This window comes from Mycobacterium sp. AZCC_0083 (assembly GCF_014202335.1).
GTDB lineage: Bacteria > Actinomycetota > Actinomycetes > Mycobacteriales > Mycobacteriaceae > Mycobacterium.
On the sequence record NZ_JACHGP010000016.1, the window covers coordinates 16,855 to 39,525 of the forward strand.

The 22,671-nt window shown below is 66.4% G+C and carries 17 protein-coding genes and 1 pseudogene; 7 read left to right on the top strand and 11 right to left on the bottom strand.

The features are described 5' to 3' along the window. Positions 1-44 precede the first annotated feature (44 nt). Positions 45-449 (top strand): DUF427 domain-containing protein, encoded by a 405-nt coding sequence (locus HNP02_RS32005; RefSeq protein ID WP_184444691.1) that lies wholly within the window; start codon positions 45-47, stop codon positions 447-449. A 9-nt stretch (positions 450-458) separates the two neighbouring features. Then, positions 459-1,367 carry a DNA-3-methyladenine glycosylase gene (locus tag HNP02_RS32010; RefSeq protein ID WP_184444692.1) on the top strand — a complete coding sequence of 303 codons (909 nt, stop codon included), beginning with the start codon at positions 459-461 and terminating at the stop codon, positions 1,365-1,367. On the opposite strand, the gene HNP02_RS32015 is transcribed toward HNP02_RS32010, so the two are convergent. Beyond that, positions 1,364-2,011, bottom strand: coding sequence for a DUF2461 domain-containing protein (locus tag HNP02_RS32015; RefSeq protein WP_184444693.1), 648 nt, complete (start codon positions 2,009-2,011; stop codon positions 1,364-1,366). The two genes, HNP02_RS32010 and HNP02_RS32015, sit on opposite strands and share 4 nt — an antisense overlap. 75 nt (positions 2,012-2,086) lie before the next feature. Between HNP02_RS32015 and HNP02_RS32020 the strand changes: the two genes are divergently transcribed. Further along, on the top strand, positions 2,087-2,644 hold the full coding sequence (locus tag HNP02_RS32020; RefSeq protein ID WP_184444694.1) for a Dps family protein: 558 nt from the start codon (positions 2,087-2,089) through the stop codon (positions 2,642-2,644). 53 nt (positions 2,645-2,697) lie between these two features. Here HNP02_RS32020 and aqpZ read toward each other — a convergent pair whose 3' ends face one another. The 3 genes from aqpZ to HNP02_RS32035 form a co-directional block, all read right to left on the bottom strand. Next, positions 2,698-3,465 carry an aquaporin Z gene (gene aqpZ / locus HNP02_RS32025; protein WP_184444695.1) on the bottom strand — a complete coding sequence of 256 codons (768 nt, stop codon included), beginning with the start codon at positions 3,463-3,465 and terminating at the stop codon, positions 2,698-2,700. 124 nt (positions 3,466-3,589) lie between these two features. Further along, the gene (locus tag HNP02_RS32030) at positions 3,590-4,636 is read right to left on the bottom strand and encodes a cupin domain-containing protein (RefSeq protein ID WP_184444696.1); all 1,047 of its coding nucleotides are present in this window, start codon (positions 4,634-4,636) and stop codon (positions 3,590-3,592) included. A gap of 9 nt (positions 4,637-4,645) precedes the next feature. After that, on the bottom strand, positions 4,646-5,983 hold the full coding sequence (locus HNP02_RS32035) for a ClC family H(+)/Cl(-) exchange transporter (RefSeq protein WP_255507200.1): 1,338 nt from the start codon (positions 5,981-5,983) through the stop codon (positions 4,646-4,648). A 112-nt stretch (positions 5,984-6,095) separates the two neighbouring features. Between HNP02_RS32035 and HNP02_RS32040 the strand changes: the two are divergent. The 4 genes and pseudogenes from HNP02_RS32040 (at position 6,096) to HNP02_RS32055 (ending at position 15,004) form a co-directional block, all read left to right on the top strand. Next, a pseudogene (locus tag HNP02_RS32040) lies at positions 6,096-8,173 on the top strand (heavy metal translocating P-type ATPase). A 399-nt stretch (positions 8,174-8,572) separates the two neighbouring features. After that, positions 8,573-13,162 carry a glutamate synthase large subunit gene (gene gltB / locus HNP02_RS32045; RefSeq protein WP_184444822.1) on the top strand — a complete coding sequence of 1,530 codons (4,590 nt, stop codon included), beginning with the start codon at positions 8,573-8,575 and terminating at the stop codon, positions 13,160-13,162. Beyond that, positions 13,155-14,621, top strand: a complete 1,467-nt coding sequence (locus HNP02_RS32050; RefSeq protein WP_184444697.1) for a glutamate synthase subunit beta — start codon at positions 13,155-13,157, stop codon at positions 14,619-14,621. The genes gltB and HNP02_RS32050 overlap by 8 nt, the downstream gene beginning before the upstream one ends. Before the next feature lie 242 nt (positions 14,622-14,863). Then, complete coding sequence (locus HNP02_RS32055; protein WP_184444698.1) at positions 14,864-15,004, top strand: hypothetical protein; 141 nt, start codon at positions 14,864-14,866, stop codon at positions 15,002-15,004. Between the two features lie 193 nt (positions 15,005-15,197). Here the strand turns inward: HNP02_RS32055 and HNP02_RS32060 are convergent, their stop codons facing one another. The 7 genes from HNP02_RS32060 to HNP02_RS32090 are packed head-to-tail and all read right to left on the bottom strand — an operon-like array spanning position 15,198 to position 22,671. After that, complete coding sequence (locus HNP02_RS32060; protein WP_184444699.1) at positions 15,198-16,277, bottom strand: ABC transporter ATP-binding protein; 1,080 nt, start codon at positions 16,275-16,277, stop codon at positions 15,198-15,200. 11 nt (positions 16,278-16,288) lie between these two features. Continuing rightward, on the bottom strand, positions 16,289-17,212 hold the full coding sequence (locus HNP02_RS32065) for a carbohydrate ABC transporter permease (RefSeq protein ID WP_309241764.1): 924 nt from the start codon (positions 17,210-17,212) through the stop codon (positions 16,289-16,291). Further along, positions 17,209-18,129, bottom strand: coding sequence for a carbohydrate ABC transporter permease (locus HNP02_RS32070; RefSeq protein WP_184444700.1), 921 nt, complete (start codon positions 18,127-18,129; stop codon positions 17,209-17,211). The genes HNP02_RS32065 and HNP02_RS32070 overlap by 4 nt, the downstream gene beginning before the upstream one ends. A gap of 4 nt (positions 18,130-18,133) precedes the next feature. Then, positions 18,134-19,423: an ABC transporter substrate-binding protein gene (locus HNP02_RS32075; RefSeq protein ID WP_309241765.1), complete on the bottom strand. Its 1,290-nt coding sequence runs from the start codon at positions 19,421-19,423 to the stop codon at positions 18,134-18,136. Beyond that, positions 19,420-20,742: an alpha-glucosidase/alpha-galactosidase gene (locus HNP02_RS32080; RefSeq protein ID WP_184444701.1), complete on the bottom strand. Its 1,323-nt coding sequence runs from the start codon at positions 20,740-20,742 to the stop codon at positions 19,420-19,422. The genes HNP02_RS32075 and HNP02_RS32080 overlap by 4 nt, the downstream gene beginning before the upstream one ends. Continuing rightward, on the bottom strand, positions 20,739-21,680 hold the full coding sequence (locus HNP02_RS32085) for a DMT family transporter (RefSeq protein WP_184444702.1): 942 nt from the start codon (positions 21,678-21,680) through the stop codon (positions 20,739-20,741). Before HNP02_RS32085 ends, HNP02_RS32080 begins: the two co-directional genes overlap by 4 nt. A gap of 19 nt (positions 21,681-21,699) precedes the next feature. Then, entirely contained in the window at positions 21,700-22,671 is a 972-nt protein-coding gene (locus tag HNP02_RS32090; RefSeq protein ID WP_184444703.1) for an N-acetylglucosamine kinase, read from the bottom strand.

The window sequence follows — 22,671 nt, forward strand, 5'->3', positions numbered from 1 at the left end:
GCGGGCGCGGAATCCGGGGCGGGTCCGCGGACGTTGGGTTCTGTATGACCGAGCGCACCGTGTTGCTTCCCACCGCCGAACATCCGATCACCATCACCCCGACCGGCAAGCACGTCACCGTGCGGGTCAACGGTGAAGTGGTCGCCGAGACCGACGCGGCATTGACGCTGCAGGAGTCGACGTACCCCGCCGTGCAATACGTACCGCTTGCCGACGTCGTCGGTTCCGCGTTGCGTCGCAGTGACAACACCACCTACTGCCCGTACAAGGGCGAGGCGAACTACTACCACGTGGTCACTGGGGCGAGCGAAGCGACGGGGAAGGACACCGTGGGCGGCGACACCGTCGACGACGCGATCTGGACCTACGAACAGCCGTACCCGGCCGTCGGCGAGATCGTCGGTCACGTCGCGTTCTACGCCAACAAGGCCGACGTCACGGTCGGTTAACCTGGGGCGATGCCCAGCTCCGCCAGCGTGACCTTCGGCGGACCTGCAAGCCCGTCGATGACACTGTCGCCGTTGCGGCGCGGTCCTGGTGACCCCTGCTACCAAGTCGTCGACGGTGCCATCTGGAAGACCAGCCTGATGGCCAGCGGTCCGGTCACCGCCAGGATCGCCGCGGCGGCGCGCAACGTCGTCGAGTGCGAGGCGTGGGGCGACGGCGCCGACGAGTTCTGCACGCGACTGCCCGCCATACTCGGCGTCCACGACGACGCGACGGGGTTTGCGCCCGTCGAACCGACCATCGCCGAGGCCCATCGCAAGGTGCCGCACCTTCGGCTCGGACGCACCGACCGGGTCCTCGAAGCACTGATCCCTGCCGTCCTCGAACAGCGCGTGTCGGGCAAGGACGCGTTCCGTGCGTGGCGCCTGTTGGTCACCAAGTACGGCAGCCCAGCGCCAGGGCCGACGCCCGTGCGGATGCGGGTACCTCCGTCGGCCGACGTGTGGCGGCGCATCCCGTCGTGGGAGTTTCACCTCGCCAACGTCGACCCCAGCCGGGCCCGAACCCTGGTCGGATGCGCGCAGCGCGCCGAGTCCCTCGAACGGCTTTCCGGCCGTTCAGCCGAGGAGGCGCGCACCGCGCTGATGTCGCTGCCGGGTGTCGGGGAGTGGACCGCGGCCGAGACCGCGCAGCGCGCGTTCGGGGATGCCGACGCACTGTCGGTCGGCGACTACCACCTGTCGAACGTGGTCGGGTCCACCCTGCTCGGGCATCGGATCGACGACCCGGAGATGATCGAACTGCTCGAACCGTTGCGCCCGCATCGGCACCGCGCGGTACGGCTGCTCGAGGTCAGCGGATTGGCCCGCAATCCCCGGTTCGGGGCTAGGCAGGCCATCCCGGATCTGCGCGCCCTCTAATCACCCAAACGAGCGGCGACCCAGTCGACCAACGGACGGGCGGCCTTCCAGTCCGCACGGACGGCGTCGACGAGCTCGGCGGTATGGATGACCGGCTCGAACCCGTAGTCCTTCCCGATCGTCAGGGATCGGTGCCGGAGGAGGTCGATGCGTGGGTGGTCGGCGTCGTAGCCGCGCGGTGAGGTCTTGAGGCGGTCTCCGCCGACGGTGAAGCCCGCCCGCTTGAGCTTGGCCAGGATCTTGCCGAGTTGATCGCCGGTCAGCTCGTTGGCGATCGAGGCCCGGATCCGGCCGAGGTCCGAAGCGCTGGCCTCGTAGAAACCCGCTCCTGAGCGGAAGCCGCGCGCGGAGATCTCGACGTACCACCCGCAGGCGGGACCGGCTGCGACGAAGGCGCCCTGGTGTGTCTTGTAGGGCGTCTTGTCCTTCGCAAACCGGACGTCGCGGAACGGCCGGAAGATCTTGGCGTTGCCGAACTGCGGCTCGAGCGCAGTGACCAGCGCCGTCATGGGTGCTTTCACGCTCGCCTGATAGACGTCCTTGTGCGCCTCCCAGTACGACTTGGTGTTGTCCATCTCCAGGTCGTCGTAGAAATCGAGCGCAGCCTCGGTGAAACCGGTGAACCCGAGTGGCGACTCCGTCATCCGGCGAGCGTAGCGATGTGTAGCCCCGCGCCGACCCGGGTAGGCCTCCTCGTGAGCAATCACAAAGGAGTCACCATGCCAGGATTCACCGTTCCCGGAATGTCGGACAAAGATGGCCGCGAGGTCGCCGACCTACTGCAGAAGCAGCTCAGCACCTACAACGACCTGCACCTGACCCTCAAGCACGTGCACTGGAACGTCGTCGGCCCGAACTTCATCGGCGTCCACGAGATGATCGACCCCCAGGTCGACCTGGTCCGTGGCTACGCCGACGAGGTGGCCGAACGCATCGCGGCACTCGGGGTATCCCCTCAGGGCACCCCAGGCGCGATCCTCAAGGACCGCACGTGGGACGACTACTCGGTCGGCCGCGACACCGTGCTGGCCCACTTGGCCGCCCTTGACTTGGTCTACACGGGGATCAACGAGGACACCCGCAAGGCCATACACCGGCTCGAGGATCTCGATCTGGTGTCCCAGGACATTCTGATCGGCCACGCCGGCGAGCTGGAGAAGTTCCAGTGGTTCGTGCGTGCGCATCTGGAGAGTGCGGGCGGTCAGTTGTCGAACAAGGGCGCCGCGACCGAGAAGCAGGCTGCGCGAAGCGCGAAGAAGAAGACCCCGGTCAAGTAGTCGGCCGGAAGCGGGCCCGCATCCCGGTGGGGGGTGCGGGTCCGACCTCGCCGTCAGTTGACTGCCCCGAGGGCGTCGTCGCGGACCGGCCGGTCGGCCAGTTCCTCGTTGCGGCCGAACAGGAACGGGTAGGCGATCCCGGCGATCGCCGCGCCGATCAGAGGTGCCAGCCAGAACACCCACAGCTGGGCGGGCGCACCGGCGCCGTTGAAGAAGGCGACGGCGGTGGACCGCGCGGGGTTGACCGACGTGTTGGAGATCGGGATCGAGATGAGGTGGATCAGCGTCAACGTCAGCCCGATTGCCAATCCCGCGAAGCCCTTCGGAGCGCGATCGTCGGTGGATCCGAGGATGACGAGCAGGAACACACCGGTCAGCACGATCTCCGCAACGACCACCGCGAGAAACGAGTAGCCGCCGGGCGAGTGGTCGCCAAAACCGTTGGCGGCCATGTTGCCGGTGGCCGTCCAGCCGTCCTGCCCCTTGGCGATCACGTAGATCACCAGGCCGCCGACCACGCCGCCGACCACCTGGGCCACCCAGTACCCGGGCACGGCCCGCCACTCGACCCGCCGGGCCAGCGCGGCACCGAGGGTGACCGCGGGATTGAAGTGCCCGCCCGAGATGGTGCCGAACGCATACACGCCGGTCAACACCGTCAGGCCGAATGCCAGTGAGACACCGAGGAATCCGATGCCCACTGACGCGCCGTCGGAGACGAACTTGGCGGCGAACACGGCACTGCCGCAGCCTCCGAGGACCAGCCAGAATGTTCCGATGAACTCCGCGGCCAGTCGATGCGACATCGTGGGTGCAGTCATAGCGGTAACCTCCCTTGGCATCTGTCGTTGAGTTGCCAGTGACGCGAGGGTCGCACGTACTCAGCCGGTTTCGGCCGGTCGTGGCCGAATCAGCCCCCGATCGTGACCCGCCGCTACCAGCGCGTTACTCGCCCATTGCATGCGCGTCGACGGGATTGTTGCGCGTCACGATGAGCGGATCGGCCTTGGTGAAGGGGAATTCGGGCAGATCGTCGATGTGCACGTTGAACGTCGCGGCGAGGACTTCGCGCGAGTAGGCGCTCGCCGACGCCCGGTAACCGATGTCGCCAGGGGTGGTCTGATCGAAGAAGATCGCGAAGTGCATGTCGGGGGCGTCCACCACCTCGATGTGGTGCGGGTAGGCACGCGGGATGAAGTAGACGTCGCCCTCCTTGAGATGCCAAGTATCAAGTGTGCCATCGGGATCCATCACCGTCATGCGCGCCGACCCCTCGTGGACGTAACCCATTTCGGCGGTGATCGGATGCCAATGGGGTTCGCGCATCCCGTCTTCGCGGATGCGTAGCGAGTACATCGACAAGTCCTTCAGCGCGGGCCAGAACTGCAGGCGGGCCAGCCGGGCGGAGCCGACCGCGATTCCGATCGGCGGGCTCTGCGCCTCGACGGCGAACTTGTGCGGGTCGTCGAAGTGCGCGCTGGCCGGGACCACGGGATCGCCTGCGCGGGCGGCGAGCCTGCGATCGACGGTGTTGCGGCGCATGGTGGCGAAGTCGGACGCGGGGAGGTCGTACGTGTTGCCAAGAACCGCGTCGGTCATTGCGCCGAAAGCCGCTGCCAGACCGAAGTCCTCGGGCCGCTCGCTGCGAAACGCGAGGATGAACTCGGCGGGTTCGTCGCCGATGTTCTCGATGTGGTGCAGCGAGCCCGAGTCGATGTGGAACATCTCGCCGGCGCTGACCGTGAAGCTGGAGAACTTGCTGGACGTGTCGAGTACGGACACCAGCGAGGTGCCCGAGACGCAGTAGGTGAGTTCGTTGCAGTCCGCATGCCAGTGCGGCGTGCGCATTGCGCCCGGGTTGACGACGATCCGCTTGATCGACATGCCGGACAGGATCGGGAGGGTGTCGGCCGTTACCCGCCTTATCGAGCCGAGGTCGTTCTCCTCGACGATCTCGCCGTTGATCAATGACGTGGCATGTCTAGTTGTCATGACTAAACGCTAACCGCGACCGCGGTCCTCGATGGACGCTTCGTCGGGCATTCGCGCTCGAAGGCTGTCATAGATTGGCGGCGATCCCAGGACGTTGGCGACGAGCACGGCGGCAGCGGTGGCGGCCATCATGGGCACGAGCACCTCGGTGGTGGCCGTCATCTCGACCACGAGGACCAACGCCGTCACGGGCGCACGCACGGTGGCGCCGAAGAACGCCGCCATGCCGACGAGCGCCATCGGTACCGCCAACTGCGTTGCGTCGTCGGGCCACACGGCGTTGAAGCAGCCGATGAACAGCAGTCCCCACAGCGCGCCAACGGCCAGCAGCGGTGCGAACAGTCCGCCGGGTACCGGAGCCGAGTACGAAAGGGGGCCCGCGACGAACCGCACCGCGAGGATTCCGATGATGGCGGAGACAACGAGGTGCTGTCCGCCGAGGATCAACTGTGTCAGGTTCTCTCCGCCGCCCACGGAGAGCGGGTAGACGAACATCGCCAACCCGACGATTGCACCGATGACGCTAGCCTTCGCCAGGGATGGGATTCGGCGGATCGCAGCGACGTGGTCGAGGAACCACAACACCAACCCGTTGTAAACGGCACCCAGGCATCCGGTCAGCAAACCGAACACGACGAAGAGGGGTAACCATGCGAGTGCCGGAGGGCCAATGGGTTCGACGTGGAAATCGGCATGGTTTCCCAGCAAGAGCCGGGAGCACGCGACGGCCGTCGCAGCCGAAAAGAGCGTCGCGAGAACCGTTTTGACCCGAAACGACTTGGTGACCTCTTCGAGGGTGAACAGGGTGCCGCCGATCGGCGCGTTGAACGCGACCGCAAGGCCTGCGCCACCCAACGCCGTCTGCATCATCCTGACTTCGGAATCGGGTAGCCGGGCGCGCCGTGCCGCTTCGGCTCCGATCGCCGCACCCATGTGCACCGTTGGCCCCTCGCGGCCCAACACGAGCCCAGATCCGATGCTCAACACGCCACCGATGAACTTCGCGGGCAGCAGTCGGATGAGCGGCGGTCGCGCGTCGCCGAGAAACACCGCCTCGACGTGCTGGATACCGCTCCCGGCCGCCAGCGGCTCCCACCGCACGATGAGGGCGGCCAGTGTCGCGCCGGCTGCGGCGGCGGCCATGGGCACCAGCCAACCGGGCCCCGGCAGCGCGTGAGCCCAGTCGACGAGGTCGATGCGCAGATCGTCGGCTGTCTGCAGACACCAGCGGAACGCGCCGCCGACGAACCCGATGAGCACGCCGGCGACGATCGCCGTCACGCAGATGTGTACCGAGCCCCGCATCGAATCGTCGGGCTGACTGGGACCTGCCGTCGGTGCCGTCATCGTGCTGTGCGACGTTACCGGGCTGCCGTCCTCAAGGAAGCCACGGCGAGTTTGGCGATCAGGGGTATCGCACGGCGTTGGTATATACCCCCCAGGGGTATATAGTGACGTCATGACCGAGGTCAACCACACGCAGCACCAGACGCACGCCGAGCACGGGCATGAAGGCCACGAGCACGAAGGTCATGGCGGTCACGGGGGGCATGCCGGTCACGTGGCCCAGTTTCGTCGGCTGTTCTGGATCATGCTGCTGCTGGCGGTCCCGACGGTGGCGTTGTCGCCGATGTTCGCGATGATCCTCGGCTACGCGGTGCCGGATGTGCCCGGCGCCCAATGGGTGTCCCCGGTGCTCGGCACGGTGATGTACGCGTGGGGCGGCAGGCCGTTCCTCACCGGCGCGGTCAGCGAAATCCGCTCCCGCGCACCGGGAATGATGCTCCTGATCGGGCTGGCGATCACCGTGGCGTTCGTGTCGTCGTGGGGTGCGTCCCTTGGCGTGTTGAACCACGGGCTCGACTTCTGGTGGGAACTCGCGCTGCTCATCGTGATCATGCTGCTCGGCCACTGGATCGAGATGCGGTCGCTGGCGCAGACCACGTCGGCGTTGGATTCGCTGGCCGCGCTGCTGCCCGACGAAGCCGAGCGCGTCACGCCAGGGGCACCGAGACCGTCGCCCCCGCCGAACTGCGGGTGGGCGACGTGGTGATCGTCCGCCCTGGCGGCAGCGTGCCCGCCGACGGGCGCATCACGCAGGGCAGCGCAGAGATCGACGAGTCGATGGTCACCGGCGAGTCCCGCCCGGTCCGGCGAGGCGTCGGCGACGCGGTCGTCGCCGGCACCGTCGCGACCGATTCGGGGATCCGCGTCGAGGTCACAGCGGTCGGCGCCGACACGGCTCTGGCAGGCATCCAGCGACTGGTCACCGAGGCGCAGAACTCGTCGTCGCGCGCGCAGCGCCTCGCCGACAAGGCGGCGGGCTGGCTGTTCTGGTTCGCGCTGGGATCGGCGGCCATCACGGCGGTGGTGTGGACCTTCGTTGGCAGCCCAGAGGACGCCGTCATGCGCACCATCACGGTGCTGGTGATCGCCTGCCCGCACGCGCTCGGTCTGGCCATCCCGCTGGTGGTGTCCATCGCCACTGAGCGGGCAGCGCGGGGCGGGGTGCTGGTGAAGGACCGGCTGGCGCTGGAGAGCATGCGCACGGTCGGGGCTGTGCTGTTCGACAAGACCGGCACGCTGACCAAGGGGCAGCCTGCGCTCAGCGCGGTGGTCGCGGTGGACGGCCGCTCCGAAGACGACGTGCTGGCGCTCGCCGCCGCTGCCGAGACGGACTCCGAACACCCGTTGGCGCGGGCGATCGTCGCCGCGGCCCGCCGCAGGAACATCGCCGTGCCCAGCTCGGCCGACTTCACGTCGTCGCCGGCGGTCGGCGTCACCACCACGGCGGATGGCCATGTGGTGCGGGTCGGCGGGCCGCGGCTGCTCGCCGAAGCCGGCCAGGCCGAGCTCGAGACGGCCGTGGCGTGGCACGCCGAAGGGGCCATCGTGCTGCACGTTCTGGTCGACGGCGTCGTGGCAGGCGCGCTCGCGCTCGCCGACGAGATCCGGGAGGAGTCCCGGCAGACCGTCGACGCGCTGCGGCGGCTGGACATCGAGGTCGTCATGATCACCGGCGACGCGGAACCCGTCGCGAGGTCGGTCGCGGCCCAACTCGGCATCGAGCGGGTTTTTGCAGGGGTGCGGCCGGAGGACAAGGCGGCCAGGGTGGCCGAATTGCAGGCCGAGGGATTGACGGTCGCGATGGTGGGTGACGGCGTCAACGACGCACCAGCATTGGCCCGCGCAGACGTCGGTATCGCGATCGGCGCTGGCACCGACGTCGCCATCGGTTCGGCCGGCGTGATCCTGGCCAGTTCGGATCCGCGCTCGGTGCTGTCGACCATCCTGCTGTCCCGGGCGTCCTACCGAAAGATGTCGCAAAACCTTTGGTGGGCAGCCGGATACAACCTGATCTCGGTGCCGCTGGCGGCCGGGGTGCTGGCGCCGATCGGGTTCGTGATGCCGATGTCGGTGGGTGCACTCCTGATGTCGTTGTCGACCGTCGTGGTGGCGCTCAATGCGCAACTGTTGCGTCGTGTGGATCTGAGCCCCGAGGCCAGCGTCCGTGCGCTCGATCGTGCCCGTCTCTAAGAATCCGGCTAGGCTTTCCGGCAAACTACGGAATGAGTATTCATCCAGCACTGAACACCGACTATGCGCGACAGCAAATTATGAGCGTCGTCGACGGAGTGATGTGGGTCGCACCCCGAAACCGGGCATTTCGAGGCGAGTAAGCGAAAAATCAAGGGCGACAACGTCTTAGCGCTCGAAACCGAGACGACGACGAATGTGGAATCGGTTGGCGTACGCCGTTACTTAGGTTGGGCTAAGTTGGCATGTCAGGCGGTGTTTGTCATATCGTTTCACCACTTGTGGCGAGTGGGACAAAGCCCGTCGTTCAGTGCTGCACTAAAGGCACCCTTCGCCAAGCCGGGCATACGCCGTCGTCGACGGCCGCCATGGACAAAATTGGTGAAGGACGAGGTGGGAATGGCGCCCCAAACCCAAGGGCTGTACAACCCCGCATACGAGCATGACTCCTGTGGTGTCGCGATGGTCGCCGACATGCACGGTCGTCGCAGCCGCGACATCGTGGACAAGGCCATCACCGCGCTTCTGAACATGGAGCACCGTGGCGCACAGGGTGCCGAACCGAACACCGGCGACGGTGCGGGGATCCTGCTGCAGGTGCCCGACGAGTTCCTCCGGGCCGTCGTCGACTTCGAGCTGCCCGAGGAAGGCTCCTACGCGACGGGCATCGCGTTCCTGCCGCAGTCGTCGCGCGACGCCGCCAGCGCATGCGAGTCCGTCGGCAAGATCGTCGAGGCCGAGGGCCTGACGATGCTCGGCTGGCGCGACGTGCCGACCGACGATTCCTCGCTGGGTGCACTCGCCCGAGACGCGATGCCGACCTTCCGCCAGGTGTTCATCGGTGGGGCGTCCGGCATGGACCTGGAACGTCGCGCCTACGTGGTGCGCAAGCGCGCCGAGCACGAGCTGGGCACCAAGGGACCGGGCCAAGACGGCCCCGGTCGTGAAACCGTCTACTTCCCAAGTCTTTCCGGCCAGACCTTCGTCTACAAGGGCATGCTCACCACCCCGCAGCTGCGGGCGTTCTACCTCGACCTGCAGGACGAGCGGCTGACCAGCGCGCTGGGCATCGTGCACTCCCGCTTCTCCACCAACACGTTCCCGTCCTGGCCGCTGGCGCACCCGTTCCGGCGCGTCGCACACAACGGCGAGATCAACACCGTCACCGGCAACGAGAACTGGATGCGGGCGCGCGAAGCGCTCATCCACACCGACGTCTTCGGGTCCTACGCCGACGTCGACAAGATCTTCCCGACCTGCACCCCCGGCGCATCGGACACCGCGCGCTTCGACGAGGTGCTCGAACTGCTGCACCTCGGCGGCCGCAGCCTGCCTCACGCCATGCTGATGATGATCCCCGAGGCGTGGGAGCGGCACGATTCGATGGACCCCGCCCGGCGGGCGTTCTACGAGTACCACTCGTCCCTGATGGAGCCGTGGGACGGCCCGGCGTCGGTGTGCTTCACCGACGGCACCGTGATCGGTGCGGTGCTGGACCGCAACGGCCTGCGCCCGTCGCGGATCTGGGTGACCGACGACGGCCTCGTCGTCCTGGCATCCGAGGCTGGTGTGCTCAATCTCGACCCGTCATGCGTCGTGCAGAAGATGCGCCTGCAGCCCGGCCGGATGTTCCTCGTCGACACGGCCCAGGGCCGCATCGTCTCCGACGAGGAGGTCAAGGCCGAACTCGCGGCCGACCTGCCGTATCAGGAATGGCTCGACGCGGGTCTGTTCCAGCTCGACGACCTGCCGCCCGGCGATTACATCCGCATGCCGCACCACCGGGTCGTGCTGCGCCAACAGGCCTTTGGCTACACCTACGAAGAGCTCAACATGCTGGTCGCGCCCATGGCGCGCACCGGTGCCGAGGCGCTCGGCTCGATGGGCACCGACACCCCCGTCGCGGTGTTGTCGGCGCGCCCGCGGATGCTCTACGACTACTTCCAGCAGCTGTTCGCCCAGGTGACGAACCCGCCGCTGGATGCCATCCGCGAAGAGGTGGTTACCAGCCTGCAGGGCAACGTCGGCCCGGAGGGCGACCTGCTCAACCCGAACGCCGAGTCCTGTCGGCAGATCGTGCTGAAGCAGCCCATCCTGCGCAACGCCGAACTGTCGAAGCTGATCTGCGTCGACCCCGACCACGAGGTCCGCGGCCACAAGCACGGCCTGCGCGCGGCGGTCATCCGGTGCCTCTACCCCGTCGCACGGGGCGGCCAGGGCCTGAAGGAGGCGCTGGACGACGTCCGCGCGAAGGTGTCGGCCGCCATCCGCAACGGCGCCCGCATCATCGTGCTGTCCGACCGTGAGTCCAACGAATCACTCGCACCGATCCCATCGCTGCTGAGCGTGTCGACCGTGCACCACCACCTCGTGCGCGACCGCACCCGCACCCAGGTCGGGCTCGTCGTCGAGGCAGGCGATGCCCGCGAGGTGCACCACATGGCAGCACTCGTCGGCTTCGGCGCCGCGGCGATCAACCCGTACATGGCCTTCGAGTCCATCGAGGACATGGTGGACCGGGGTGTCATCACCGACATCTCGAGCGACCAGGCCAAGGCCAACTATGTGAAGGCCGCGGGCAAGGGCGTGCTGAAGGTGATGTCCAAGATGGGCATCTCCACACTGGCGTCCTACACCGGAGCTCAGCTGTTCCAGGCCATCGGCATCAGCCAGCAGGTGCTCGACGAGTACTTCACCGGGCTGAGCTGTCCGGTCGGGGGCATCGACCTCGACGACATCGCCGCCGACGTCGCGACCCGTCACGCGCTGGCCTACCTGGACCGCCCCGACGAGCGCGCGCACCGCGAGCTCGAGGTCGGCGGCGAGTACCAGTGGCGCCGCGAGGGCGAGTACCACCTGTTCAACCCCGACACCGTGTTCAAGCTGCAGCACGCCACCCGCACCGGCCAGTACTCGGTCTTCAAGGAGTACACCAAGCTGGTCGACGATCAGAGTGAGCGGTTCGCCTCGCTGCGCGGTCTGTTCAAGTTCCGCGACGACTTCCGTCAGCCGGTGCCGTTGGACGAGGTGGAGCCTGCCGCCGAGATCGTCAAGCGCTTCTCGACGGGCGCGATGAGTTACGGCTCGATCTCCGCAGAAGCCCACGAGACCCTCGCAATCGCGATGAATCGTCTTGGCGGCCGGTCGAATTCGGGCGAAGGTGGCGAGTCCGTCCATCGATTCGAGCCCGAGGAGAATGGCGACTGGCGGCGCAGTGCCATCAAGCAGGTCGCGTCTGGCCGCTTCGGTGTGACCAGTCACTACCTCACCAACTGCACCGACATCCAGATCAAGATGGCCCAGGGCGCGAAACCCGGTGAGGGCGGGCAGCTTCCGGGTCACAAGGTGTATCCGTGGGTGGCCGAGGTGCGGCACTCCACGCCTGGCGTCGGCCTGATCTCGCCGCCGCCGCACCACGACATCTACTCCATCGAGGATCTCGCGCAGCTGATCCACGACCTGAAGAACGCCAATCCTTCAGCGCGCGTGCACGTGAAGCTGGTCTCCGAGAACGGCGTCGGCACCGTGGCGGCAGGTGTCTCCAAGGCACACGCCGACGTGGTGCTGATCTCCGGGCACGACGGAGGCACCGGAGCCACTCCGCTCACCTCGCAGAAGCATGCGGGCGCGCCGTGGGAGCTCGGCCTTGCCGAGACGCAGCAGACGTTGCTGCTCAACGGACTGCGCGACCGCATCGTGGTGCAGGTCGACGGTCAGCTCAAGACCGGTCGCGACGTCGTCGTCGCCGCGCTGCTCGGCGGTGAGGAATTCGGTTTCGCCACAGCGCCTCTGGTGGTGGCCGGTTGCATCATGATGCGGGTGTGTCACCTCGACACCTGCCCGGTCGGCGTCGCCACGCAGAATCCGTTGCTGCGGGAACGCTTCAACGGCAAGCCCGAGTTCGTGGAGAACTTCTTCCTGTTCATCGCCGAGGAAGTGCGCGAACTCATGGCGCAGTTGGGCTTCCGCACGGTCAACGAGATGGTCGGTCAGGTCGGGGCGCTCGATACCAAGCAGGCGGCCGAACATTGGAAGGCCCACAAGCTGGACCTGACGCCTGTGCTGCACGAGCCCGAATCGGCGTTCATGAACCAGGATCTGTACTGCAGTTCACGCCAGGATCACGGGTTGGACAAGGCGCTCGATCAGCAGTTGATCGTGCAATGCCGTGAGGCCTTGGACAATGGGACAACGGTTCGATTTAGCACCAGCATCGCCAACGTCAACCGCACGGTCGGCACGATGCTCGGCCACGAGTTGACCAAGGCTCATGGCGGGCAAGGACTTCCGGACGGAACCATCGACATCACGTTCGAAGGGTCGGCGGGCAACAGCTTCGGGGCGTTCGTGCCCAAGGGCATCACCCTTCGGGTGTACGGCGACGCCAACGACTACGTGGGCAAGGGCCTGTCCGGCGGACGCATCGTCGTGCGGCAGTCGGAGAGCGCACCCGCGGGGTACGTGGCCGAGGACAACATCATCGCGGGCAACGTCATCCTGTTCGGTGCGACCAGCGGGCAGGCATTTCTACGCGGACAGGTCGGCGAGCGGTTCGCGGTGCGCAACTCGGGCGCGCACGCGGTGGTCGAGGGTGTCGGCGACCACGGCTGCGAGTACATGACGGGCGGCAAGGTCGCGATCCTCGGACCCACCGGCCGCAACTTCGCCGCGGGCATGTCCGGCGGCATGGCCTTCGTCTACGACCCGCGGGGCGTGCTGCCGAACAACCTCAACGCCGAGATGGTGGACCTCGAGGAGATCGAGGACGACTCCGACGACTCGGCATGGCTGCACGACATCATCCAGGCTCACGTCGACGCCACCGATTCTGCTGTGGGTCAACGTGTTCTGTCCGACTGGGAGTCCGAACTGAAGCACTTCGTCAAGGTGATGCCGCGCGACTACAAGTCCGTCCTTGCGGCCATCGCAGAAGCCGAGCGCAACGGCGAGAACGTCAACGAGGCGATCATGGCGGCGGCGCGTGGCTGATCCCCGCGGTTTCCTCAAGCACACGCACCGCGAGACCCCGCAGCGCCGGCCGGTCCCGCTGCGCCTTCGCGACTGGAAAGAGGTCTACGAGGACTTCTCCCACGACGTGCTGCAGGATCAGGCTGCACGCTGCATGGATTGCGGAATCCCGTTCTGTCACAACGGCTGCCCCCTCGGCAACCTGATTCCCGAGTGGAACGACCTGGTCTACCGGGACCGCTGGCGTGACGCCATCGAGCGTCTGCACGCCACCAACAACTTCCCGGAGTTCACCGGAAGATTGTGCCCCGCACCGTGCGAGTCGTCGTGCGTCCTCGGCATCAACCAGGATGCGGTGACCATCAAGCAGGTCGAGGTCGAGATCATCGACAACGCCTTCGACAAGGGCTGGGTGGTGCCCCTTCCGCCGGACCGGCTGACCAACAAGAAGGTCGCGGTCGTCGGGTCGGGTCCCGCAGGTCTGGCTGCCGCGCAGCAGCTGACGAGGGCCGGGCACCAAGTCACGGTGTTCGAGCGCGCCGATCGGATCGGTGGGCTTCTCCGCTACGGCATTCCCGAGTTCAAGATGGAGAAGCGCCACATCGACCGCCGCATCGAGCAGATGGAGGCCGAGGGCACGCAGTTCCGGACCGGGGTGAACGTCGGGGTCGACCTCACGGCCGCGCAACTGCGGTTGAACTACGACGCCGTGGTGCTGACCGGCGGCGCGACGGACTGGCGCGACCTGCCGATCCCAGGGCGCGAGCTCGACGGCATTCACCAGGCCATGGAGTACCTGCCGTGGGCCAACCGCGTGCAGAACGGGGACCCGGTTGTCGGCGATGACGGGGAACCGCCGATCACCGCCAAGGGCAAGAAGGTGGTCATCATCGGCGGTGGCGACACCGGCGCAGACTGCCTTGGCACCGCACACCGCCAGGGTGCGGCCAGCGTGCATCAGTTCGAGATCATGCCGCGGCCTCCGGAGGAGCGTGCGGAGTCGACGCCGTGGCCGACCTACCCGCTGATGTACCGCATCGCCTCTGCGCACGAAGAGGGCGGCGAGCGTGTCTTCTCGGTCAACACCGAGGAATTCGTCGGCGTCGACGGGCACGTCACCGGACTGAGGGTGCACGAAGTGGAGATGCGGGACGGCAAGTTCGCCCGCCTGGACGGCAGCGACTTCAACCTGGACGCGGACCTGGTATTACTGGCGATGGGCTTCGTCGGCCCCGAGAAGCCGGGACTGCTGACCTCCCTTAGCGTCGAGCTGACCGACCGCGGCAACGTCGCGCGCAACGACGACTTCCAGACGTCGGTGCCCGGCGTCTTCGTTGCTGGCGACATGGGTCGCGGACAGTCGCTGATCGTGTGGGCGATCGCCGAGGGCAGGGCCGCTGCCGCCGGCGTGGACCGCTATCTGATGGGGCAGACCGCGCTACCTGCGCCGATCAAACCCACCGCTGCGCCACAGCGGTAGTCCAAGCCCGCGATTTCTGCAGTAGGGCTGCTTGTCGTCGACGATCGCGACCACTGCGCAGATCTCGGTGAGATGGCCAGGCGGTCCGAGTCCCAATAACCACTTGAGTCACACTAGAAACATCTGACTTTATTTCGGCGAGTCGCTTGATGTTAGCCAGGTCACAGGTGTCTAATGAAACGCGGGGGTCGTGCCTAGTCTGGCCCCATCGGTGCAGCAATACCGACGCAGGAGAGACGACCGTGCACATCAACCCGCTGTCCCCATCGAAGATGAAGCGTATCGCCTGGTCATATCTTCGCCACCCGGTGAAGTGCCGCGAGTGGCCGGCCAAGCACGAGCGCCTGATCACCATGGACGAACTCCTCCGCTACGGCGTCTGACCCGGAGTCCCGGCTTTCCGCCGGGCCTGGCGATTGTTTGCTTAGGTGCTATATCTACTTATCCGTCAGTAAAAACGTCTTATCCGTCAGTAAAAACGTCGCACCGGCCTGCCCGTTGACATAGGGCTGAGGGCGCAGTGCACCCGTACTTCGTCGCCCTCAGCGCTATCCGAACGCACCAGGCGTTGAGGCGTCAGGACAGCGTGATGCGCTCGCGGCTGCGCGCGGCGTCCCCTGTCACGGCATTGAAGAAGTAGGTCCGCTGGGGAGCCGCGGCGAGGCCGATCCGCGTGCCGGAATCCAACGCGACGTCTGCGGGCGCCTGGACGATCACCCGCGTCTCACCCACCAACGCGGTGACCAGGACGTGGCTGCCGAGCGGTTCCACGAAATCGACGACGGCGGGCACCATTCCGTCGGCGCGGGAGGTGTGCAGCTGCAGATGCTCGGGCCGCACCCCGACGGTCACCGGACCGTCGGGCTCCTGAACTTCCGTCACTGCGGCGCCGCCGACATGAAGGACTCCGGCGCGCACGACGCCAGGCATCAGGTTCATCGGCGGACTGCCCATGAACGCCGCGACGAACGTGTTGGCAGGCCGGTTGTAGATGTCGTCGGTGGTGCCGATCTGCTGCACCTCGCCGTTGGACATCACACACAGCCGATCGCCGAGGGTCATCGCCTCGACCTGGTCATGGGTGACGTAGATGGAGGTGACGGGTAGTTCGCGGTGCAACCGCTTCAGGTCGCCACGCACCTGATTGCGAAGCTTCGCATCGAGATTCGACAGCGGCTCGTCGAGCAGGAACGCCTGCGGTTGGCGCACCAGGGCGCGCCCCATGGCCACCCGTTGACGCTGCCCGCCGGAGAGCTGGCCGGGCTTGCGATCGAGGAGCTCGGTGATCTGCAGAAGGTCTGCGGTCTCGCGAACGCGCCGGTCGATCTCGGCGCGCGGGGTTCTGCGCTGCCGCAGACCGTAGGCGAGGTTTCGATACACGGTCATGTGCGGGTAGAGCGCGTAGTTCTGAAACACCATCGCGATGTCCCGCTGGCCGGGGCTCAGGTGGTTGACCGTCGTACCGCCGATTCTGATCTCGCCCGATGTCGGCTTGTCCAGCCCAGCGAGCAGGCGCAACGCCGTGCTCTTGCCGCATCCTGACGGTCCGACCAGGATCAGGAACTCCCCGTCCGACACCGTCAGATTGAGGCCCTTGAGGGCGGTGACGCCCCCCGCGTAGCGCCGTGTGACGTCGTGGAACTCTACCTCTGCCAACGTCTTTCCCCTCAACCCTTGATACCGGTACTGGCCACCGACTGGACGAAATACTTCTGCGCGCCGACGAACACCAGCAGCATCGGCAGCAGGCTCATCACGTTGGCCGCCATCAGCAGCGGCCATCTGACCCGGTGTGCACCCTGGAAGTAGCTGAGCCCCAACGGAATCGTCATCTGATCCTCGGTGGTGATCACGATCAGCGGCCACAGGAAGTCGTTCCACGACGTGAGAACGGTCAGGGCGGCCAGCGTCGACATCGCCGGCAGGGACAGTGGCAGCACGATCTTGAACAGCACGCCGAGCCGCGAGGTACCGTCGACCCTGGCCGCCTCCTCGAGTTCCACCGGAACCGTCTGGAAGAACTGACGGAGGAAGAAGATGCCGAACGCGGTCGCGAGATTGGGCAGCATCAACGCACCGATGTGGTCGATGCCAAGGCCGGCCCAGACGTTGTCGCCGAACCACTTCACGATCAGGAACACCGGAATCATCGTCACCTGGAACGGCACCATGAGCGTCGCCATCAAGGTGACGAAAAGCGCTCCGCGACCGAGGAATCGGATGCGGGCGAAGGCGTAGCCGGCCAAGCTGCAGACCAGCAGGTTGCTCGCCAGCACCACCAACGTGACGATGCCGCTGTTGAGGAAGAAGTGCCCGAACGGCGCCGCGGCCCAGGCATCCGAGTAGTTCTGGAACCGCGGGCGCTCCGGCAGCAGTACTGGCGGAAAGCTGTTGGCCTCGCCCTCGGTCTCCAGAGAGGTGACGAGCATCCACAGCAGCGGGACGATCAGCAGGAAGGTCATCGGGATGAGGACCAGATGCCATGGGCTGAAGGGCAACCGAAGCTTCGGTATCCGTCGCCCACGTAGCGGCGGCGTCGGGGACGAGGTCTGGGCCGCGGGTACGGGAGTGGCGGCGAGTTCGGCGGTCACGAGTTGTGCACGTGCTTACGGGCGAGCCGGAACTGCACGGCGGTGATGATCAGGATGACGACGAACAGCGCGTAGGCCATGGCTGCGGCGTACCCGGCGTCGAAGTGCACGAACGCCCGGTCCCAGAGGTAGTAGACGATGACGGTGGTGGCGCGAAGCGGCCCGCCGCGGGTGGTGGCGTACACCTCGTCGAACAGTTGCAGCGCGTTGATCGTCAGCCAGACCACCAGGAACAGATTCGCGGGTCCGAGTAGGGGCACGGTGATGGTGCGAAAGCGGGCGAACGCGCCCGCGCCGTCGATCGCCGCGGCCTCGTGTAACTCGGTCGGAACCCCTTGCAGTGCAGCGAGATAGACGATCACCGCGAAGCCGGTCCACCCCCAGATCGTCATCGCGACGATCACGAAGAGGGCCTGCGAAGGGGAGGACAGGAACGGCTGGGACGGCACGCCGACCGCGTTGAGTGCGGCGTTGACGAGACCGTAGTCACGGTCGGTCAGCCACAGGAAGATGATGCCCTGCGAGATGGTCGAGACGGCCATGGTGATGTACGCGGCGGTGCGGTAGACGGAGATGAACCGCAGCGAGCGGTTCATCGCCGCGGCGACGAACAGACCGACCAGCATCGTGCCTGGCACGAACAACGCGGTGTAGATGATGGTGTGCTTGATGGCCTCGGTGAACACCGGGTCGTCAGCCAGCTTCCGGTAGTTGTCGAACCCGACCCATGGCGTCTCCGGCGTGAGCAGGTCGGAATGCTGGAACGACAGTTGTAGTGACATCAGCACCGGCAGCAGACCAAAGATGCCGATCAGCACCGCCGCCGGGCTCACCAGTGCCCACCCCGTCACGCTCTCCGTGCGGCCAAGGCGCAGGAACGATGCCAGCGGTCGTCGTGCGGGGCCGTCGTCGGGCATCTGGTTATTTTCCCGCCAATGCCGCGTCCGCGGCCTGAGCTGCCGAATTCAGAGCGTCAGCAGGCTGATCCTTGCCGAGCATCACCGCCACGACCGCCTGGCCCAACGCCTCCGAGATCGCGGGGTACTGCTCGACCGTCGGCCTGACCTTCTTCACGTTGGACAGGTTCTCGACGAAGGTCGCGCTACCGGGCAGTTGCTCGTTGAGCTTGGCGACGAACGCCTGATCCTGACCCACCGACGTCCGAGTGGGCAGATCACCGGTTCCCAAGGAGAAGGTCTTGACCTGCTCGGGCGCGGTCAGCCACTTCACGAAGTCGATCGCCGCCTGCTTCTTCTTGTCGCCGTTGTCGAACGTCACCCAGTTGTCCGGGCCGGAGATCGTTTGATGGGCGCCGTTCGACCCGCCGAATGTGGGCATCACCTGAACGCCGTACTCGATGTCGGACAGGGAGCCGAGGTCCCACGGCCCGGTGACCAGCATGCCAATCTTGCCGCTGTTCATCAGCTTTGAGCCGTTCTCGTTGGTGGTGTCCAGGTATACCGACTTGTCGGTGACGGCCATCTGCTGCAGCGTGGTCAGCGCTTTGACGCCGGCCTCCGAGTTGAACGTGGCGTGTGTGTTGTCGGAATTGAGGATGTCGCCGCCGGCTTCCCAGAGAATCGGGACGTAGTGCCAGACGGTGTCTTCGCTCCCGTCGGCGGGGATGAGCCAGCCGTACTGCCCCTTCGACGGGTCGGTCAGCTTGGCGGCCGCGGCGCGGAAGTCGTCCCACGTCCAGTTCGCGGTCGGCGGCTCGATTCCAGCGTCGGCGAAGAGCTTCTTGTTGTAGACGATCGCGAGGTTGTCCACCAGGGCGGGCACGCCGACGATCTTGTCCCCGACCGTCGCCGCGGTGCGCTCGGCCGGATAGAAGTCGTCCCACTTCCACTCCGGCTTGGAGACTTCGTCGGCCATGTTGACGACCTGGGGAATCTGGGCGATGTTCGGGGACCACGACCCGAACATGTAGGCGACGTCGGGGGCGCTGCCGCCGCGGACTGCGGTCAGCACCTTCTGCAGCACCAGGTCATTGCTGGAGTACAGCTCACTGACCTGCACGTCGGGATGCTCTTTGTTGTATTGGTCGACGAGCGACTTGAAGACCGTGCCTTCGATGTCCTGATAGCCGTGCCACACCGCGATCTTGGTGGGGCCGGACGATGAGTCTCCTCCGCCGCAGGCGGCGAGGACCAGCGCGAGGGTCGCAATCAATGCGACGCAGAGCCTTTGGCGAATCACGGAGCGAATCACAGTTGGTACTCCTTCACGAGATTGGTGCGCAGGGCTTCGGGTAACAGGTCACCGTGCGCGGCCGCCAGGTCGTCGCACAGTGCCCAGATCTGATCGACGGTCAGCGTGGCGGCCGTGTTGGGGTCGACCATCGCGGCCGCCCGCACCAGGCGCGGGTCGCCGTCCACGGCGGCGCGAACCGCAAGCTCCACCGGGCCGAGGAAGCCACGGTTGAGCGCCGCGCACTGCGGCGGCAGATCGCCGACCTTCATCGGGTGCGCGCCCAGCGAGTCGAGCACGGTGGGGACTTCCACGGCAAGGCCGGAGGGCAGGTTGGTGATCAGCCCGTCGTTGACGACGTTGGCGGAGATGACGCGCACCGTGCCGGTCTCGAGGGAGTGGATGACCTGGGGTGCGTACTCGGTGGACCCGGTGTCGATGCCGAGTGTCGTGGTATCGGCCAATTCCGCACGGACGCGCGCATATTCGGCGAGGTTGGCCTCACTGATCGAGACGTACTCACCGACGTTGATCCGCAGGCGGTCGACCTCCCCGGGGTGATGCAGGTACCACGGGACGTACTCGCTGGAGTGCTCGCTCGTCTCGGTGGGGTAGTAGCCGAGGCGGCGGTACATGTCGACCCGCACCCGGCGGCGTAGCTCCGGATCGGTGGCGATGCGTTGGTCCAGAAGCGGATAGAGGTCTTGGCCGCCACGCTCCCACCGCAGCACCCAGGCCTGATGGTTGACGCCTGCCGACCAGTACGACACCTCGTCGAACGGCACGTCGACCAACTCGCACAGGCCGACCATCGTCCAGTACACCGAATGACACAGGCCGAGAACCTTCAGCTTCGGGGCGACGTGGCCGAGGAACGTGACGTTCATGGCCATCGGGTTGGTGTAGTTGAGCAACCAGGCGTCGGGGCACACCTGCGCCATGTCCTCGGCGATCGCGGCCAGCACGGGGAACGTCCGCAGACCGCGGAAGATGCCACCGATGCCGATCGTGTCGGCGATGGTCTGGTTCAGCCCGTACTTGGCAGGGATCTCGAAGTCTCGCACCGTGGCGTCGTGCATGCCGACCTGGATGACGTTGATGACGTAGTCGGCGCCGTCGAGTGCTCGGCGGCGATCGGTGGTGGCGACCACTTCCGGTTGGGCGCCTGCTGCGCGTGCGGTGGCGTGCGCGATGGCCTCTGCGGTCTCGAGGCGTTCGGTGTTGATGTCGTGCAGGACGACCCGGACGGATCCGAGCTCGGGGAAGGACAGGATGTCTCCGAGCAGCTCGCGGGTGAACTCGACGCTGCCCGCTCCGATGATGACGATCGTTGGCTTCATGCCTGGTTCCTCACGGGTTCTTCGACTGCGGGCGTTAGTGCCTCGCCGCGTTTCTCGTCGCTGTAGACCATCAGCGTCGAGCCGACGAGCGCCAGCACGATGCCGACCGCGTCGTAGGGGGTGGGCAACGTTTGGTAGGCGATGAGCGAGATGACGATCGTCAGCGCCGGGGCGAGCGCATTGGTGGTCGGCGCCACGATGGTGGCCTTGCCGCGGGACAGCGTCATCACCAGGAACAGCGCGCCGACGGCATTGAGGAGCTGCGTCGCCGCCGTCAGTACTGGTGCCTGCCAGGGAAAGTCGGTGGGGATGCCGCCGAGCGAGATCAGGGCGACCGGAATCAGAGCGAGCCCGCTGATCGCCATCCAGCCAAATGTGGTGGCCTCGTTGACGCCGATGGTCGCGGTCTTGCGCATGAAGTAGGCCTGCACGCCCCAGGCCACGCAGATCAGGATCGCCAGCGGCAACCACGGGCCCGTTGAGCCGTCGGAGGCCGCGCTGGTGATACTGAACAGCACGATCGCGGCGAGCGCTGCGACGAGTCCCACTGCCGCCAGTGGGCTGATGCGCTCGCGCAGCAGGACCATCGCCATCACCACCGTGATCGCCGGCGAGATCGACACGATCGGGAAGATGAGGTACGCCGGGCCCATGGTCAGCGCCTGAAATAGCAGCAGCTGGCCACCGGCGCCGGTGAGTCCGATGAGCAGCCCGTAGATCGTGGCTTGGGGCCGCCGGTCGAAGCGCTGGCCGCGCAGCGCAAAGGCGGCCGGAATGATCATCGTCAGCGCCCAGATGCTGTAGATCATCTCGTCGGGGTAGCCGTACTTGGTCGCGGGAAGCGCCGAGAACGCCCCCCACACGCCCCAGAACAGAACGAGCAGCGCAGCGTAGAAGATCCAGCTGCGGGTGCGCGTGGCAGTCGGCGCATCGGTCATGGTGACTTCACCTCTCGGATCATGGTCGGGGCGTTGCGAGTTCGTGCAGGGCACCGCTGGTCAGCGGATGGCCGCTGTGCTTGGCGGCGTAGATGGCCGCACCCACCGCGGGATCGAGCAACGGGGTGTGCAGGTCGAACTTGGCGGGCAGCCTCTGCAGGGCAGCACGAAACAGCGCGAGGAACCCCTCGTCGGAGAACATTCCGCCCGAGTAGGACACCGGTACCGGCTCGTCATCGGCGAAACCGACTAGCACACGGGTGGTTTCGATCAGCGTCGCGAGTTCGTCGGCACCGGCGGCCAGGATGCTCGCGGACGTTTCGTCGTCCTGGCGGGCGGACTGGCAGACCGTGGTGGCCAGGGCGGCGATGGAACTGCGGTTGCCGCCCCACTTCTCGATGACGAGGCTGACGACGTCGAGGTCGCTGGAGATCTGCAGGCGCTCCCTCATCATCTCGTAGAGCGGTCCGCGGGCCAGCCTGCCGTCACTCATCCGGCTGAACGCGTTCAACCCCTGCGCGGCAACCCAATACGCGGAGCCTTCATCGCCGAACAGTTCGCCCCAACCACCGACTCGGTGGCCAGTGCCTTGGCGTTCCCCGTAGGTCATCGACCCGGTGCCGCTGATGACGTTGATACCGTCCTCGCCGGCCAACGATCCGGCCCACCCACAGACCATGTCGTTGCCGCAGCTGTAGCGGTCGTGCCCGAGCACCCCGTGCGGGACGGCGTCGAGCTGCTTGATGTCTCCGCTGGCCTCGCCGTAGCCGGGGATGCCGAAGAACGCCGCGTCGATGTCGGACGTCTCGATGCCGACTTGCCCACAGATGTCGGTGACGCCCTGGGCCAGAACGCGTTCGACGACGTCGAAACCATCATTGAAGTAGTACGAGGTGGGCGCGGTGGCGCGGGCCAGGACGTGGCCGGTGTCGTCGATCAGCGCGAACGCGGTCTTGGACCCTCCACCGTCAACCCCGAGATAGTGAGCCAT

Excerpts from the sequence above, each read along its gene's own strand:
- HNP02_RS32005 (WP_184444691.1), top strand. The coding sequence starts at position 45 with ATGACCGAGCGCACCGTGTTGCTTCCCACCGCCGAACATCCGATCACC.
- HNP02_RS32010 (WP_184444692.1), top strand. The coding sequence starts at position 459 with ATGCCCAGCTCCGCCAGCGTGACCTTCGGCGGACCTGCAAGCCCGTCG.
- HNP02_RS32015 (WP_184444693.1), bottom strand. The coding sequence starts at position 2,011 with ATGACGGAGTCGCCACTCGGGTTCACCGGTTTCACCGAGGCTGCGCTC.
- HNP02_RS32020 (WP_184444694.1), top strand. The coding sequence starts at position 2,087 with ATGCCAGGATTCACCGTTCCCGGAATGTCGGACAAAGATGGCCGCGAG.
- aqpZ (WP_184444695.1), bottom strand. The coding sequence starts at position 3,465 with ATGACTGCACCCACGATGTCGCATCGACTGGCCGCGGAGTTCATCGGA.
- HNP02_RS32030 (WP_184444696.1), bottom strand. The coding sequence starts at position 4,636 with ATGACAACTAGACATGCCACGTCATTGATCAACGGCGAGATCGTCGAG.
- HNP02_RS32035 (WP_255507200.1), bottom strand. The coding sequence starts at position 5,983 with ATGACGGCACCGACGGCAGGTCCCAGTCAGCCCGACGATTCGATGCGG.
- gltB (WP_184444822.1), top strand. The coding sequence starts at position 8,573 with ATGGCGCCCCAAACCCAAGGGCTGTACAACCCCGCATACGAGCATGAC.
- HNP02_RS32070 (WP_184444700.1), bottom strand. The coding sequence starts at position 18,129 with ATGCCCGACGACGGCCCCGCACGACGACCGCTGGCATCGTTCCTGCGC.
- HNP02_RS32080 (WP_184444701.1), bottom strand. The coding sequence starts at position 20,742 with ATGAAGCCAACGATCGTCATCATCGGAGCGGGCAGCGTCGAGTTCACC.
- HNP02_RS32085 (WP_184444702.1), bottom strand. The coding sequence starts at position 21,680 with ATGACCGATGCGCCGACTGCCACGCGCACCCGCAGCTGGATCTTCTAC.
- HNP02_RS32090 (WP_184444703.1), bottom strand. The coding sequence starts at position 22,671 with ATGGCTCACTATCTCGGGGTTGACGGTGGAGGGTCCAAGACCGCGTTC.